The sequence below is a fragment of the Flavobacterium plurextorum genome (genome assembly GCF_002217395.1).
Classification (GTDB): domain Bacteria; phylum Bacteroidota; class Bacteroidia; order Flavobacteriales; family Flavobacteriaceae; genus Flavobacterium; species Flavobacterium plurextorum.
The window spans coordinates 25752-41084 of sequence record NZ_MUHD01000032.1; the positions used below are offsets into that span (position 1 = coordinate 25752).

Here is a 15333-nt window from a genome sequence, read left to right on the forward strand (position 1 = left end):
AAATAAGTTTCAAGTTTCAAGTTTCAGGATGCAGAGAATATCTTTTATAATCTTGTTATTCTTTGTTGGAGTTGTTGCAAATGCGCAATGCGCAATGTGTCGAGCGGCACTTGGCGGTGATTCAAATGTAAAAAAAGCGGAAGCAGTAAATGATGGAATCGTTTATTTAATGGTTATTCCATATTTACTTGTAGGTATAATTGGGTATCTTATTTATAGGATGTACCAATCTAAAAAGAAAAAGGCAGAATAGTTATTCTGCCTTTTTTTTATTTCAATCCGTTAACCGATACATTAACCGTTCCGTTGATTTTTATAAAAGCAATGATGGCTTGATTCGTCAGCTGTATTTTATCAAACTGAATATCTTCCATTTTTCCATTTACAAAAACGCCTGGCATTGGTGAATAGTTTTTAAGATAAGCTGCCATGTTTTTTTTGCCTTCTTCTAAATTTGGCTGTATAGAATATCGACAGCTTTGTTCCATTTTTTTAATTATATATCCTTGTGCGAGCCAGCTTGCAGTTCTCATTAACTTGCTTTTGGTGTCTAGAACGTAATCAAGTTTGTCGAAATAGATTTCTTTAGTCTGAGGATTGTATTGTGGAAATCCATTCAAATAAAGCGTTCCATTTATAGAACCTAAAACATCTAGAGCGATTACCATTTTTCCGTCTTTATGCCAGATAGTAACATTTTTAACCGTTATTTTTTTGCTTCCAGAACCAAACTCTTGTCCGGCAAAATTCTTAGTCATAATTTTTGAAGCATCTACATAACTCGAAATTGCAGCAATGTTTGCAGAAATCTGATTCGGAATTTTTGTAACTGGCTTTAAAACAATTTTATTGGCATTGAATTTAGATTCTGGTTGTTTGCCTACAATAGTTTCCATATTGCATTTCATTCCCATATCCATTAAAAAAGAGTCATTTTTAAGCTTTGCATTAGTCGAGTAAATTTCGACAGGAACGATTCTCAACCAGCTTTCATAAGTGTCACTCATTTGAAATGGTGTACAGATTTTTTCTAAAGCAGATAAAACATTAGGTTTAAAATCCATAGACTTTTCAATTGCGTCATCTATTTTGCGTTCCAATTTAGATTTGAAGATGGAGATTGCCGGATTTATTAAATAAGTAATAGGCATATTTTTCCCAAAAACACTCATTGTAGGACTTTCGTTCCAATCAAGTGATTTGAATTCTGTTTTGGTGTTTAACTTCCAATTTGTCAAAGCAGCTTCACTAGATAGAGTAATTACGCCATTTAAATTGAACTCACGTGTATCATAAAGATCAACTCCTAGTTTCTTGGTTCCAATTCGGTATTTTATATTAGCTTTTAATGGCAGAATTGTTTTAATTTTTTTATCTGGATTAGCCGGATCATTTTGAATTTTTATGGGTGCCAGTTTCCAAATTTTCATTTCAATATCATCATCTTCGATGTTGTTGTCCTCATAAATTAATCCCGTTAAGAGAGCATTTGTCTGACTTTCAATATCAGTAAGTTTTACCGTTATTGGTAAGTTTATAAAAGATGGGTTTGCATCATAAACCAATGGGCTTGCGTCATCTGGCTCAGGTTTTAGCGTTTCAAGTTTTTGAGTCGTTGAACAGCTGAAAATTACTGTAAATGCTGTAAATAGTGATAACCTTAAAAGAAATTTCATTTGTATTAAATTTTTAAAGTGCAACAAAATTAAGAAAACAATTAAATTATCTTAAAAAAGTGTAACAATTGGTTAAGATCGCCGTCTTATTTAGATATGGAAACGAAATTATTAACGTTTTGTTATCATAAATTACTTATAAAAAATATTATTATTGTTTAAAAATTTAACAATACCATGATCGAGATCAAAGATTTACACAAATCCTATAAAATGGGAAGTTCGGAATTGCATGTGTTAAAAGGGATAAATTTTAATATAGCCGAAGGAGAATTAGTTGCGATTATGGGATCATCAGGATCTGGTAAATCTACTCTTCTTAATATTTTAGGAATTCTAGATGAAGCTGATTCTGGCAGTTATATTTTAGACAATACTCCAATTAAGAAGTTAAATGAAACTTTAGCTTCAAAATATCGCAATAAGTTTTTAGGTTTTGTATTTCAATCCTTTAATTTAATAAACTACAAATCAGCTCTTGATAATGTTGCAATGCCTTTATACTACCAAGGTGTAAAAAGAAAAGAGCGTTATGATATTGCTTTAAAATATCTTGAGAAAGTGGGTCTGGGCTCGCATTCACATCATTTACCTAATGAACTTTCGGGAGGACAAAAACAACGTGTTGCAATTGCAAGAGCATTGGCCTCAAATCCTAAAGTTTTATTGGCCGATGAACCTACAGGTGCGCTGGATACTAAAACTTCGTATGAGGTTATGGAGCTTATTCAGGGAATTAACGACGAAGGAAAAACTATTTTGATCGTTACGCACGAACCAGATATTGCCGCTATGTGCAAAAGAAACGTTGTCCTGAAAGACGGATTAATTATCGATGATAAATTAGTAGAACAAGTTAGAGCTTCATCTTATGTTTAATATTGAGCGTTGGCAAGAAATATTTGAGGCAATTTCCAAGAATCGGCTGCGAACATTCTTAACAGGAGTTTCAGTTGCTTCGGGAATATTTATTTTGGTGATTTTGCTAGGTGCTGGTAAAGGTCTCCAAAATGGTATTGAAAAACAATTTGAGCGCGATGCTGCTGGTATTGTTGAAGTTTGGTCTGGTACAACAACAAAGGAGTATAAAGGACTTAATCCAGGAAGACAAATTCAGTTTCGGAATAGTGATTTTAATCAATCCGTTCAAAAGTTTGAAGATAAATTAGATTTGAGAGCCTCAACACAGAACTATTGGGGAGCACCTTTTTCTTACGGGAAAGAATCAGGAAATTATCAATATAGAGGAGTGGATCCAGATTATGGAGGAATTGAAAATCTTACGATAGTTCAGGGGCGATATGTAAATGCTAAAGATTTACAGAACAATGAAAAAGTCGCTGTTATCGGAATGAAATTAAAAACAGATTTGTTTAAAGACAAAGAGGCTCTTGGAAAAGAAATTTCTATTAATAAAATTAATTTTAAAGTAGTTGGAATCTTTACTGATCCAGGAGGAGAAAGAGAAGAGACAAGAGCTTATCTGCCATTGAGTACCGTACAAAGGACTTTTGGAGCCGGAGATAAAATCAGTAATTTGTTTTTTACTTTAAAAAAGACAAGTGATTATGATGAAGCCTTAGCGCAGTCTGAAAAATTTACTCAGGATTTAAAAGATTTATTGAAGAGTAAAAATATAGTTGCACCAGATGATGACGGTGGAGTTGGAGTTTATAATTCTGTTAAAGATGCAAAACAGTTTTATGATTTAAATTTATACATCAGATTGTTTTTCTGGTGGGTTGGTATCTGTACTATTATTGCCGGTGTTGTTGGTGTTAGTAATATTATGCTGATTATTGTAAAAGAAAGAACAAAAGAAATTGGAATTAGAAAAGCGTTAGGTGCATCTCCATTTTCTATTATTACAATGATTCTTCACGAATCTATATTTATTACCACAATTGCTGGTTTTGTAGGGCTGCTTGCAAGTTTGTTATTGTTGGAGTTTGTTGGGCCGATGGTGCAGAGTGAATATTTTCAGAATCCTGAGGTAGATTTCAGTGTGGCATTAACGACACTTGCACTGCTTGTATTTGCAGGAGCACTTGCTGGATTTTTTCCAGCATACAGAGCAGCCAAAATTAAACCTATTGTAGCACTTAGAGACGAATAATTATGTTTAAGAAAGATAATTGGGACGAGATTTTACAGGCCTTAACGGCGAATCCTTTCAGAACGATTCTGACGGCTTTTGGTGTTTTTTGGGGAATTTTTATTCTAGTAATTCTACTTGCGGCAGGTAATGGCTTGGAGAATGGAATTAAAAAAGGATTTGACGGAATTGCTACTAATACCATGTTTATGTGGAGTCAGACGACCTCAAAAGCATATAAAGGACTTCCGAAGATACGTCGTTATGATTTTAGAAATAGTGATGTGACAGCCTTAAAAGCGGCATTACCTGACTTATTGTATGTTTCTCCAAGGAATCAATTAGGAGACTTTAACGGAACAAATAATGTAGTTCGCGGTACAAAAACGTCAGCATTTACAGTATATGGAGATTATCCAGAGCTGATTAAACAGCAGCCGATGGATATTATAAAAGGAAGATTTGTAAATCAGCAGGATATTCAGGAAAGAAGAAAAGTTGCGGTAATTGGTAAAGGAGTTATCAGCGAACTTTATGGTAAAGAAGAGGAATGCATTGGAACTTATGTGAAAATTAATGGCATAAACTTTATGGTTGTCGGCGTTTATAATTCTAAACAGCAAGGAGGAAATGCAGAACAGGAACAAAAAAATATTTTTATTCCTTTTACCACTTTTCAGCAAGCTTTTAATTTTGGAGATAAAGTAGGTTGGATGGCTATTACTGCAAAGGATGAAACCTCGATTACGTCATTGAAGCCAAAAATTCTAGAATTAATTAAAGCGCTTCATTCTGTAAATCCAGCTGATGATAGAGCTGTTGGGAATTTTGATTTGTACGAACAATTTAATAAAGTACAGAGTTTGTTTAATATTTTAAAAATCATTGCCTATTTCGTTGGAACTTTGGTTTTGATTTCTGGTGTTATCGGAATTTCAAATATTATGCTAATTGTGGTTAAAGAACGAACGAAAGAAATTGGAATTAGAAGAGCGTTGGGAGCGACACCAGCCGCTATTCGTGGTCAAATTTTAGCTGAATCTATATTTTTAACTATTATTTCAGGTATGTTGGGCATAGCCGTCGCAACTGGAATTATTGCGATTTTAAATATGGTTTTAGATTCTATGCCTCCGGGCAGTAATACTATGTTTGCAAATCCAAGTGTCGATCTAGGAGTTGTGTTTGTTGCCCTGCTGATACTAGTAGGTTCAGGTTTGCTTGCGGGTTTTATTCCTGCGCAAACAGCTATTAATGTGAAGCCGGTGGATGCTTTACGAACAGAATAAAATTATCAATCAAAAATAATCGATTAAACCAAAAACAAAATGAAAAAAGGATTTACCGTAACAATTTTAATTTTAATTGCCGTAGTTTTTTTTGGTGCACTTTACTATTTGTACGCAAAGAATCAAGAGCCGCCTATAGTATTTAAAACGGAGAAGGCAGAAATTAAAACAATTGTAAAAAATACAATTGCGACTGGGAATATTCAACCTGATGAAGAAGTCTTAATCAAACCAAACATTTCAGGTATTATTGAAGAAGTTTATATCAAAGCAGGAGAAAAAATCAAAGCAGGCGACATGATTGCAAAAATTAGAGTCGTTGCCAATGTGTCTAATGTAAGCAGTACTCAAAATCAAGTGCAAACAGCAAAAATCGCATTAGATAATCAAGAGAAAATTTATCAAAGACAAAAAACACTTTTTGCTAAAGATGTAATTTCTGCTAATGATTTTGATGCAGCGCAATTGGCTTATAAACAAGCGAAGCAAAACTATTTAGCTGCAAAACAAAGCTTAGATATTGTTAAAACAGGAACAACAACATCATTAGGAAACTATGCAAATACCTTAATTCGTTCAACTGTAAACGGAATGGTTTTAGCAGTTCCTGTAAAAGTAGGAAATCAGGTTATTGAAAGTAATAACTTTAACGAAGGTACTACGATTGCGAGCGTTGCAGATGTTGGAAGAATGATTTTTATTGGAAAAATTGATGAATCTGAAGTAGGTAAAATTAAAGAGAAAATGCCTATCGAAATTACAGTTGGAGCAATTGAAAACAAAAAATTTGAAGCAGTTCTTACTGATATAGCGCCAAAAGGAGTAACAGAAAATGGAGCAATTCAGTTTGAAATTAAAGCCAAATTAGAAAACAATGAAGGTACTTTTATCAGAGCTGGTTTAAGTGCTAATGCGTCTATTATTCTTGAAAAAGCTGATAAAGTTATGGCTATAAAAGAGTCATTGGTTCAGTTTGACAAAAAAACACAAAAACCATATGTTGAAGTTGAAACAGCTCCTAAAAAATTTGAAAGAAGAGATTTAGTTTTAGGAGTAAGCGATGGAATTTATGTTCAGGTTAAAAGCGGAATTAAAAACACCGATAATATTAAAATCTGGAACCAAGGTTTAATCAGCGAAGGCGAGAAAAAATAGATTGAAATTATAAGAAGTTTTTTGGTTTTAAAAAATGTTAAATATGCGCAGCTTGGCTGCTGTGCTTTCACTCAAAGTATATGAAAATAAATAAATATAATAGTCTTGTTTTCGCTATGTTATTCGGTTTAGGATTATCGGGGCATGCTCAAACAAAACAATGGACATTAGAGGAATGCGTGAGATATGCATTAGACAATAATATAACTATTAAGCTGTCAGAACTAGATGTTAAAACAGCAGATATTGATAAAAAAGGAGCATTTGGTAACTATTTGCCATCTGTAAACGGAAATGCTTCGCACTCTTGGAATATTGGTTTGAACCAGGACGTTACAACAGGACTTTTGCGTAATCAAACTACGCAATATTCTTCTGTAGGACTTAACGCTGGTGTTGATATTTACAAAGGTCTGCAAAATCAAAATGCATATCGAAAAGCTAAACTATCGATTGTCGCTTCAAAATATCAATTGTTAAAAATGCAGGAAGATATTTCGCTGAATGTAGCAAATGCTTTTCTTCAAATTTTATCGAATAAGGAAGATTTGAAAATTAAGAAAGAGCAACTTATTATTGATGAAAAGCGTTTAAAACGTTCTGAAGAGATGGTAAATGCAGGAACAATTCCTCGTGGTGATTTATATGATTTAAAAGCGACAGTTGCTACAGATCAGCAAAACATAACCGTTTCAGAGAATAATTTATTGATCTCAAAATTGAGTTTAGCGCAGCTTTTGCAGCTTAAAGAATTTACAGATTTTGATGTTGTTGATGATACTAATGCAAAAGATGAAAATAATATCATGGAGCAAAATCCTATTGATATTTACAATAAAGCAAAAGAGACTAGAACAGAGCTGAAACTGGCTCAGACTAATCTTGAAATTGCCGAAAAAAATGTAGCAATTGCAAAGGGAGCTTATCAGCCGACACTTACAGGTTTTTATGGTTTTAATACGAGAGCAAGTTACAGCGATCAGATTAAACTAGACGCAAATGATAAACCTTATACAGTTGGACCTGATCCTATTTTTGATCAGTTTAGTAAGAATAAAGGACATAACTTTGGTTTTCAATTGAATGTTCCTATATTTAATGGTTTCGCTACTAGAAATAATGTTGAAAGAAACAAAGTAACTTTAGAGAAATCTAAAATAGATTTAGAGCAAAAAAGTTTAGATTTGCAACGTAACGTTTATACTGCTTTTACAGATGCAAAAGGAGCTTTAAATACTTATGAGTCAACAGTGGTAACGTTAGAAGCAAGACAGCAGGCGTATAATTATGCTAAAGAAAAGTATGATGTTGGTTTAATGAATTCATTCGATTTTACACAAGCACAAACTTTGTTGACAAATGCACAGTCAAACGTTATTAGATCGAAATATGATTATATGTTTAAGATTAAAATAATCGAATTCTATTTCGGAATTCCAATTGTTCCAATTATTTCAAAATAATTTATTATGTCAAAAAAAACAATTTACTTCTTACTCGGCGGAGCTGTAGTGCTTATCTCCGCATTAGTAGGTCTTTCCAAAGCAGGAGTAATAGGAAGTAAAGATGAAGGAAAAGAAGTTGAAATTTCTAAAGTAGCATCATCAACAATTGTTGAAACAGTTTCAGCAACTGGTAAAATTCAGCCTGAAATAGAAGTAAAATTATCATCAATGGTTTCGGGCGAAATTATTGCTTTAAATGTAAAAGAAGGTCAAGTTGTAAAAAAAGGCGATTTATTAGTTAAGATAAATCCTGATTTATACACTTCTGGTTTAGAGCGTTCGGTTGCAAATTTATCCGGAACTAAAGCTGGTTTAACGCAATCTGAAGCAAGTTTTAAAGAAGCCAAAGCAAGTTACGAACGTAATAAAACGTTGTACGATAAAGGTGTGATTTCAAAATCAGATTGGGATAAAGCTATTTCAACCTACGAAGTTGCAAAAGCGACAAAGCAAAATGCTTATTACAATGTTCAAAGTGCATCAGCTTCTGTAACAGAAGCGCGTGATAACTTAGGCCGTACAACAATTTATGCTCCTGCAGATGGAACAATTTCAGTTTTAAATGTTGAGTTAGGAGAACGTGTTTTAGGAACGCAGCAAATGGCTGGTACAGAACTTTTGAGAGTTGCAAACCTAAATAACATGGAAGTTGAAGTTGACGTAAACGAAAATGATATTGTAAAAGTAAAAATTGGCGACGAAGCTAATGTTGAAGTAGATGCTTACTTGAAAAAGAAATTTAAAGGTATTGTAACTAGTATTTCAAACTCAGCAAGTACAACTTTGACCTCAGATCAAGTAACAAATTTTAAAGTTAAGGTTCGTATCTTAAAAGAATCTTACCAAGATTTATTAGAAGGAAAACCTAGTACTTATTCTCCTTTTAGACCTGGAATGACTGCTACAGTTGATATTATTACCACAACTAAGACAAATGTTTTAGCAGTACCAATAAGCTCTGTAGTTGTAAAATCAGATACTACTGCTGTAAAAGACTTTAAAGTTGAAGATCCAAACGAAGACAAAAAAGCAACTCCAAAAAGCGATAAAAAGTTTGAGTGTGTTTTTGTAAAAGTTGGCGATAAAGCTAAAATCAGAATCATTAAAACCGGAATTCAGGACGATACTAATATCGAAGTAATGTCTGGTTTAAAAGCAGGCGATGTTGTAATTACAGGTCCTTACACAACAGTATCTAAAGATTTAAATTCTGGAGATAAAGTGAAGCTTAAAAAAGAAGAAACACCTAAAAAGTAGTTTCTAAATAATACAAATTTTTAAAAATAATATTTTGTCTTTTATTTTAAATATCGAAACAGCAACCAAAAATTGTTCAGTATCCATTGCGAAAAATGGTGAAACTATTTTATGTAAAGAAATCGCTGAAGAAGGTTATTCACACGCTGAAAAACTGCACGTTTTCATTGAAGAGGTTATTGCTGAATCTGGAGTTTCAGTTCAAGATTTAAAAGCAGTTGCAGTAAGTCAAGGGCCAGGATCTTATACCGGTTTGAGAATTGGAGTTTCGGCAGCAAAAGGATTGTGTTTTGCTTTAAATATTCCGTTAATTGCTGTTGATACTTTGCAAACTTTAGCTTCGCAGGTTTCTATTTCTGAAGGAAAAATAGTTCCAATGCTTGATGCTAGAAGAATGGAAGTATACAGCGCTGTTTTTAATGCCAAAATTGAAATTGAAAGACCAATTCAAGCGGAGATTATAAACGAAGATTCATTTGCTGAGTATACAGATACTATTTATTTTGTTGGAGATTGTGCTGATAAATGCAAAGCTGTTTTAACAAAAGAAAATTTTATCTTTTTAGAAGAAATTAAATATCCGTCAGCTAGAGAAATGAGTAAAATCAGTTATGATAAATATCAAAAAAGCGACATTGTAGATGTCGCTTATTTTGAACCGTATTATCTAAAAGATTTTATGATGACGCTGCCATCAAAAAAATAACACTTATTTTATTTTTGAATTGTAAACGGCTGAATAGAAATTCCTGCTTCATCTAGAGCTGTTTTACAATTCTCTAATGTTTCAGAAAAGACAGTGCCATAATTCACGTTTTTTGCCCACGGGCGTACTGCAAAATCAATAGAGCTGGCAGACAGATTTTTTACAAAAACTTCTGGAGCCGGCGTTTTAAGTACATTTGGATTTTTGTTTAAAACATCCAAAAGGATATCTTTTGTCTTTTTAATGTCAGAATCATACGAAATTGAAAATGTCAAATCGGCTCTTCTTTCTCCCTGCATGGAGTAGTTAATAATTGTTCCGTTTGATAACGCCCCATTTGGAACAAAAACCGTTTGGTTATTTCCTGTAAGCATTTTGGTAACGAAAATCTGAATTTCTAAAACGGTTGCAATAACCCCTTGAGCTTCGATAGTATCGCCTACTTTAAAAGGTTTGAAAACAATAATCAACATACCGCCTGCAAAATTAGAAAGAGATCCTTGCAATGATAAACCAACAGCAAGTCCCATTGCTCCTAAAATAGCAACAAAGGAAGAAGTCTCAATTCCTAGTTTTGAAATAAAAGTTACAAATAATAAAATTCTAAGTGCCCACAATAAAATGTCGGCAAGAAATTTAGTTAAAGTAGGATCAAGATTTCTCTTAACCATTATTTTTCGAATAACTCTATTGATTAATCGTATTGCATATAAACCTACAAATAAGATTAAAAGGGCTGAGATTAGCTTTGGAGAATAATCAATTAGAATATCAATGAATTTTGTTGCGTAATTACTCAGTTGTTCTGGACTCATGTTCATCTTTTTTTAAATAAAAAAAACCTTCTCTTAGAGAAGGTGTATTAGTGGTGCAAATATAAAAAGATTTCTTTTTATAGAAAAGCGATGCATTCTTAATCTTTATCCGTTTTATCAGAAATTTTGTCTATTTCTGCAGCGCTGGCTTCACTTGCGTCCGCAACGGTTTCTGATGCAATTGTTTTAGTATTGTTAGTAAATTCGTTTGTTTTTTCTTTTACAGATTCAACTACATTGTCTAATGCGTCAGATGCTTTATCGGCATATTCGCTCACAATGTCTTTTGCCTGATGCGCATAATCAGCTGCATTCGCGATTATAGGTTCAGAAGCTTCTTTGACTTTCGAAATAGTTTCATCGGCAAAGGTTTCTGCCTTATCGATATAAGGAGCTGCAGCTTCTTTAGCTTGTTCAAAAGTACTTTCGGCTTGGTCAGCCAGATCAACCACAGTTTCTTTGGCAGAGCCAAATAAATTTTTAAAGAATGAATTTAATCCCATAATTTTCTAATTGATTGGTTTATAATACAATATTAACGAATTTTTCGTGAAATAGTAATTCGATATCGTAATAATTTGTTGAAAAACAATGAGATATAAAAAAAGCGTCCGAGATTATCGAACGCTTTTAGTTATTTAAAGCAAAAGTATTGTTATGCGTTTACTGCTTCAACTTTGATAGCTTCATCATTCAACATACTTTTCAGCATGTTTTCGATACCACTTTTTAAAGTAAAAGTAGATGATGGACATCCGCTGCAAGCTCCTTGTAAAATTACTTTTACCGTTTTGTCATCTTCATTATAAGAATCAAAAGCGATGTTTCCACCATCTGCAGCAACTGCTGGTTTTACGTATTCTTCAAGAATATTAATAATCTGCTGAGAAGTAACATCTAGTTTGTCAAACGCTTCATCTTTAGTAACGTCGTTTTTAGTCGCTGTTTGAACTAAACTTTCATCTAAAACAGTTCCTCCGTTTTCAATGAATTGTTTTATGAAAGTTCTTAGTTCCAAAGTGATTTCTGCCCAGTCGTTGATTTCATACTTAGTAACAGAAATATAGTTCTCATCAATAAAAACCTCTTTTACGTAAGGGAATTTAAATAATTCCTGTGCTAACGGAGACGAAGCCGTTTGATCGATGTTTTTATACTCAATTGCGTTTCTAGTCAGCATTCTGCTTACAACAAATTTTAAAGCGGCTGGATTTGGAGTTGTTTCTCCGTAAACCGTAATAGGCTGCTTTTTAGTCTTATTTTCATCGATTGTTATAATAACACCGCCTTTGTCTACAAATGCTGCGATTTGTTCGGCAACAGCATCTTTTACATCATCCCATTCAACAATACTGTATCTTTCGATAGCAATAAAATTTCCTGAGATATAAACCGTTTTTACAAATGGTAAATAAAACAATTGCTGCGCTAAAGGAGAAGCTTGTGCTTCGTCGATATTTTTGAACTCAAAGTTTTGATTTTGAGTAATGAAGTCTTCAAATTCGAACTTTAATATAGTAGGATTTTGTGTTTCTTTTATAGTGATTTTTGTCATGGTAGTAATTTTTTGCAAATTTACTAAAGTTATTTTCTACTAATACCTATATTTGATTTTTTAATAAAATAATTATGACTCTTTTCAAGAAATTCGTACTTAATTATTAAGAGTATAAAATATTTGTAAACTCATCGGTTATTATGATGTTAAGAATCAGGTTTTTATTTATTTTTTTAATCACTACTTTTTTTTCTTATTCTCAAGAAGGAATTCCGGTTTATTCAGATTATTTATCAGATAATTATTACTTGATTCATCCATCAATGGCAGGAGCAGCAAATTGTGCAAAAATCAGATTGACAGCTAGAAAGCAATGGTTTGGTCAGGAAGATGCGCCTTCACTTCAAACTTTAAGTTTTAATGGCAGAGTAGGTGAGCGATCAGGGGCAGGGATTATTGTTTTTAATGATAAAAACGGGTATCATTCTCAAAAAGGTGTAAAAGTTACATATGCACATCATCTTATGTTTTCAAGAGATGAAATCGACTTAAATCAGCTTTCATTTGGTATCAGCGGCGGATTGATTCAAAGTCAGTTAGATGAAACTAAATTTGGCGGAACTTTTGATCCTATTGTTTTTGGTTCAATTCAAAAAGACTCCTATTTTAATGTAGACATTGGTGCTTCTTATAATTTTCTTGATTTTTATGCACACGCTACAATTCAAGGTCTACTTGAAACACGACGAGAGCTGTACACAGATTACGAAAGTAATAATTTACGAAAGTTTCTTTTAAGTGCTGGATACGTTTTTGGTAAAAGAGAAAAGATTACTTGGGAGCCTTCAATTTTGTTTCAATTGTTTGATCAAACGAAAGAAAAGTCAATAGATTTAAACATGAAAGCCTACAAAAACATGGATTTTGGAAGTTTATGGGCAGCTTTGTCTTATAGAAGAAGTTTTGATGGTGCGCAATTTACTTCTGGCGGTGGTGTTTCCTCCCAAAAACTGCAATATTTCACTCCTATTATAGGTGTAAATTATAAAAATTTTATGTTTGCTTATACGTATTCTCAAGTTATGGGAGATGTAAAATTTGATACCGGAGGATATCATCAAATAACTTTAGGGATTAATTTATTTTGTAAAAAGGAACGTTACGATTGTAATTGTCCAGCAATCAATTAAAAAAATATTATGCTTATTAAATCCGTAAATGGGAAATCGCCTTTGATTCCAGAAGATTGTTATGTTGCTGAAAATGCCACCATTATTGGAGATGTTACATTTGGCGACTCTTGCAGTGTTTGGTTCAACGCCGTTATTAGAGGAGATGTTCATTTTATTAAAATTGGAAATAAGGTAAACATTCAAGATGGCGCGATAATTCACTGTACTTATCAAAAACATCCAACAATTATTGGGAATAATGTTTCGATAGGGCATAATGCTATTGTTCACGGCTGTACAATACAGGATAATGTATTAATTGGAATGGGAGCAATTGTAATGGATAACTGTATTGTAGAAAGTAACTCGATTGTCGCTGCCGGAGCGGTTTTAACACAAAATACAGTTGTTCCTTCAGGAACTATTTTCGCTGGTGTTCCTGCGAAGAAAGTAAAAGATATCGACCAGTCTGATTTTGCAGGTGAAATCGAACGTATTTCAAACAATTATGTAATGTATTCTGGATGGTTTAAAAACGAAGAATAAATTATAAAAAATTCCAAAAAATATAAAATCCAAATTCCAAAAGAGTCAAGCCTTTGAAGTTGGATTTTTTTTATTTTTAAATTTAATAGAATTATAAATTGATTTTTTCAAAGAAAGCATTCTTGTAGCTTTCACTTATAGGAATCCGTTTATCACTAATCAAAACTTTATTTTTTTGTATTGATTTGACATGTTTTATATTAATGATATAAGATCTGTGAATTCTCGAAAAACCTTTGCTTGAAAGTAAATTTTCGAGTTTTATCAAGCTGATTAAAGTCAGTGTATATTTATTATCGGTAGTATAGATTTTTACATAATCTTTCAAACCTTCAATAAACAGGATATCAGCAAAATTCATTTTAACATTTTCGTATTCAGCTCTTACAAACATAAAATCCTGCTCAAGTTCTGGAGTAAGTGTGTTTTCAGAAATTGAAGAAACAGCTGTCGCAGGATTAACAATTTGCTGCGCACGCACTACTGATTTTAGAAAACGATGAAAGGGAATTGGTTTTACTAAATAATCAACAGCGCCAAGATTGAATCCTTCTACAGCATAATCAGAATAGGCAGTTGTAAAGATAACAAGAGGTTTTTTCTCGATCGTGTTTAAAAAATCTATCCCAGAAAAATGCGGCATTTGAATGTCTAAAAAAATCAAATCAACATTATTTTGATTGATAAATGAAACGGCATCAATAGCATTATTAAAAGTACTGATCAATTCAAGTGAATCGACTTTTTGCACAAAATCTTCCAATAATTCAACAGCTAATGGTTCGTCATCAATAATTACACATTTCATCTGCAGGAGTTTAAATTTATTCGGTTTGGAATTCAAAAGTAGTTTTAAACCAGTAAATTAAGTTTTAAAATTATCATAAAATACTGGTTTGATTTCAATTATCCGTTTACGGTAATTGTTTTGGTCAAAGTATAACCATCAGTCAAATTACCTGTTAAAACTGCCATTTCGCTGGCAAGGCTGTCTGCAAAAACATTATCTCTCGTATTAGAAGTGTCGGCTTGTCCGTGAGCAGCATAATTAGTACTGGAGTAAACAGTACTCGAAGTGCTTTCAGGAAAAGCAATTTGAGTAACTAATAATGAAGATCCGCTGCTCGACAAAACTTCAACATGTACATGCGGAGCTCTGCCTTGGTACCATCCTGGATAGATAGAAATAAATGAAACTTCTCCTTTAGCATTTGTTGTTTGTCTTCCTCTTAAAAAATGAACAGAAGTATAATCTGTCTGCTGCATTTGAGTTCCGCCGTATTCAGAATAATTACCGTCTTTGTCGCAGTGCCATACATCTACTAAAACATTCGACAGCGGCAGGCAGTTATTATTTTTATTTTCAATAATTAAATTGATCAATAGAGCAACTCCAACTCGGTCAGATTTTATATTTTCTAAAACTAATTGGCTTGGTGTTTTGATAGGAAAAGGACCTTTAGTTTCAGATGGTGAAACAGTACAGCTTCCGTCGACAGATGAGTTTGTGCCAGAATCATCATTATCACTTTTAGAGCACGATTCTAATATTTTTGAAGCACCAGCCAAAGCGGTGATGCCCAAAAGACCATTTCGGATGAATTTTTTTCTGTCCATAA

General features: G+C 33.0%; 16 protein-coding genes. 10 read left to right on the forward strand and 6 right to left on the reverse strand.

Annotation, left to right across the window (positions count from 1 at the left end; translation table 11 throughout):
• The first annotated feature begins 28 nt into the window (after nt 1–28).
• Nucleotides 29–253: a hypothetical protein gene (locus tag B0A81_RS16805; protein ID WP_233207133.1), complete on the forward strand. Its 225-nt coding sequence runs from the start codon at nt 29–31 to the stop codon at nt 251–253.
• A gap of 16 nt (nt 254–269) precedes the next feature.
• On the opposite strand, the gene B0A81_RS16810 is transcribed toward B0A81_RS16805, so the two are convergent.
• The gene (locus B0A81_RS16810) at nt 270–1676 is read right to left on the reverse strand and encodes a DUF4403 family protein (protein ID WP_089059098.1); all 1407 of its coding nucleotides are present in this window, start codon (nt 1674–1676) and stop codon (nt 270–272) included.
• A gap of 177 nt (nt 1677–1853) precedes the next feature.
• Between B0A81_RS16810 and B0A81_RS16815 the strand changes: the two genes are divergently transcribed.
• From B0A81_RS16815 to tsaB, 7 genes are all read left to right on the forward strand, one after another.
• The gene (locus tag B0A81_RS16815) at nt 1854–2555 is read left to right on the forward strand and encodes an ABC transporter ATP-binding protein (RefSeq protein WP_089059099.1); all 702 of its coding nucleotides are present in this window, start codon (nt 1854–1856) and stop codon (nt 2553–2555) included.
• A complete protein-coding gene (locus B0A81_RS16820) occupies nt 2548–3792 on the forward strand; it encodes an ABC transporter permease (RefSeq protein WP_089059100.1) in 1245 nt (414 codons plus the stop codon). Before B0A81_RS16815 ends, B0A81_RS16820 begins: the two co-directional genes overlap by 8 nt.
• A gap of 2 nt (nt 3793–3794) precedes the next feature.
• On the forward strand, nt 3795–5060 hold the full coding sequence (locus tag B0A81_RS16825) for an ABC transporter permease (protein WP_089059101.1): 1266 nt from the start codon (nt 3795–3797) through the stop codon (nt 5058–5060).
• A gap of 39 nt (nt 5061–5099) precedes the next feature.
• A complete protein-coding gene (locus B0A81_RS16830) occupies nt 5100–6215 on the forward strand; it encodes an efflux RND transporter periplasmic adaptor subunit (RefSeq protein WP_089059102.1) in 1116 nt (371 codons plus the stop codon).
• Between the two features lie 80 nt (nt 6216–6295).
• Nucleotides 6296–7678, forward strand: coding sequence for a TolC family protein (locus tag B0A81_RS16835; protein WP_089059103.1), 1383 nt, complete (start codon nt 6296–6298; stop codon nt 7676–7678).
• 6 nt (nt 7679–7684) lie between these two features.
• Nucleotides 7685–8977, forward strand: a complete 1293-nt coding sequence (locus B0A81_RS16840; RefSeq protein WP_089059104.1) for an efflux RND transporter periplasmic adaptor subunit — start codon at nt 7685–7687, stop codon at nt 8975–8977.
• Nucleotides 8978–9011: 34 nt separating this feature from the next.
• Complete coding sequence (tsaB, locus tag B0A81_RS16845; protein WP_089059105.1) at nt 9012–9683, forward strand: tRNA (adenosine(37)-N6)-threonylcarbamoyltransferase complex dimerization subunit type 1 TsaB; 672 nt, start codon at nt 9012–9014, stop codon at nt 9681–9683.
• An 8-nt stretch (nt 9684–9691) separates the two neighbouring features.
• Here the strand turns inward: tsaB and B0A81_RS16850 are convergent, their stop codons facing one another.
• The 3 genes from B0A81_RS16850 to B0A81_RS16860 form a co-directional block, all read right to left on the reverse strand.
• Nucleotides 9692–10504: a mechanosensitive ion channel family protein gene (locus B0A81_RS16850; RefSeq protein WP_089059106.1), complete on the reverse strand. Its 813-nt coding sequence runs from the start codon at nt 10502–10504 to the stop codon at nt 9692–9694.
• Between the two features lie 92 nt (nt 10505–10596).
• A complete protein-coding gene (locus tag B0A81_RS16855; protein ID WP_089059107.1) occupies nt 10597–11001 on the reverse strand; it encodes a hypothetical protein in 405 nt (134 codons plus the stop codon).
• 152 nt (nt 11002–11153) lie between these two features.
• Nucleotides 11154–12053 carry a NifU family protein gene (locus tag B0A81_RS16860; RefSeq protein ID WP_089059108.1) on the reverse strand — a complete coding sequence of 300 codons (900 nt, stop codon included), beginning with the start codon at nt 12051–12053 and terminating at the stop codon, nt 11154–11156.
• Between the two features lie 143 nt (nt 12054–12196).
• On the opposite strand from B0A81_RS16860, the gene B0A81_RS16865 reads away from it, so the two are divergent.
• Both B0A81_RS16865 and B0A81_RS16870 read left to right on the forward strand, forming a co-directional pair.
• Nucleotides 12197–13186: a PorP/SprF family type IX secretion system membrane protein gene (locus tag B0A81_RS16865; protein WP_089059109.1), complete on the forward strand. Its 990-nt coding sequence runs from the start codon at nt 12197–12199 to the stop codon at nt 13184–13186.
• A 9-nt stretch (nt 13187–13195) separates the two neighbouring features.
• Nucleotides 13196–13714 (forward strand): gamma carbonic anhydrase family protein, encoded by a 519-nt coding sequence (locus tag B0A81_RS16870; protein ID WP_089059110.1) that lies wholly within the window; start codon nt 13196–13198, stop codon nt 13712–13714.
• Nucleotides 13715–13805: 91 nt separating this feature from the next.
• On the opposite strand, the gene B0A81_RS16875 is transcribed toward B0A81_RS16870, so the two are convergent.
• Together B0A81_RS16875 and B0A81_RS16880 are read right to left on the reverse strand one after the other, a co-directional pair.
• The gene (locus B0A81_RS16875; protein ID WP_089059111.1) at nt 13806–14522 is read right to left on the reverse strand and encodes a LytR/AlgR family response regulator transcription factor; all 717 of its coding nucleotides are present in this window, start codon (nt 14520–14522) and stop codon (nt 13806–13808) included.
• A gap of 98 nt (nt 14523–14620) precedes the next feature.
• Nucleotides 14621–15331, reverse strand: coding sequence for a dioxygenase family protein (locus tag B0A81_RS16880; protein ID WP_089059112.1), 711 nt, complete (start codon nt 15329–15331; stop codon nt 14621–14623).
• Between the last annotated feature and the right edge of the window lie 2 nt (nt 15332–15333).

Coding starts and splice junctions, on each gene's coding strand:
- B0A81_RS16805 (WP_233207133.1), top strand. CDS start 29: ATGCAGAGAATATCTTTTATAATCTTGTTATTCTTTGTTGGAGTTGTT.
- B0A81_RS16810 (WP_089059098.1), bottom strand. CDS start 1,676: ATGAAATTTCTTTTAAGGTTATCACTATTTACAGCATTTACAGTAATT.
- B0A81_RS16815 (WP_089059099.1), top strand. CDS start 1,854: ATGATCGAGATCAAAGATTTACACAAATCCTATAAAATGGGAAGTTCG.
- B0A81_RS16820 (WP_089059100.1), top strand. CDS start 2,548: ATGTTTAATATTGAGCGTTGGCAAGAAATATTTGAGGCAATTTCCAAG.
- B0A81_RS16825 (WP_089059101.1), top strand. CDS start 3,795: ATGTTTAAGAAAGATAATTGGGACGAGATTTTACAGGCCTTAACGGCG.
- B0A81_RS16830 (WP_089059102.1), top strand. CDS start 5,100: ATGAAAAAAGGATTTACCGTAACAATTTTAATTTTAATTGCCGTAGTT.
- B0A81_RS16835 (WP_089059103.1), top strand. CDS start 6,296: ATGAAAATAAATAAATATAATAGTCTTGTTTTCGCTATGTTATTCGGT.
- B0A81_RS16840 (WP_089059104.1), top strand. CDS start 7,685: ATGTCAAAAAAAACAATTTACTTCTTACTCGGCGGAGCTGTAGTGCTT.
- B0A81_RS16850 (WP_089059106.1), bottom strand. CDS start 10,504: ATGAACATGAGTCCAGAACAACTGAGTAATTACGCAACAAAATTCATT.
- B0A81_RS16855 (WP_089059107.1), bottom strand. CDS start 11,001: ATGGGATTAAATTCATTCTTTAAAAATTTATTTGGCTCTGCCAAAGAA.
- B0A81_RS16860 (WP_089059108.1), bottom strand. CDS start 12,053: ATGACAAAAATCACTATAAAAGAAACACAAAATCCTACTATATTAAAG.
- B0A81_RS16865 (WP_089059109.1), top strand. CDS start 12,197: ATGATGTTAAGAATCAGGTTTTTATTTATTTTTTTAATCACTACTTTT.
- B0A81_RS16870 (WP_089059110.1), top strand. CDS start 13,196: ATGCTTATTAAATCCGTAAATGGGAAATCGCCTTTGATTCCAGAAGAT.
- B0A81_RS16875 (WP_089059111.1), bottom strand. CDS start 14,522: ATGAAATGTGTAATTATTGATGACGAACCATTAGCTGTTGAATTATTG.
- B0A81_RS16880 (WP_089059112.1), bottom strand. CDS start 15,331: ATGGACAGAAAAAAATTCATCCGAAATGGTCTTTTGGGCATCACCGCT.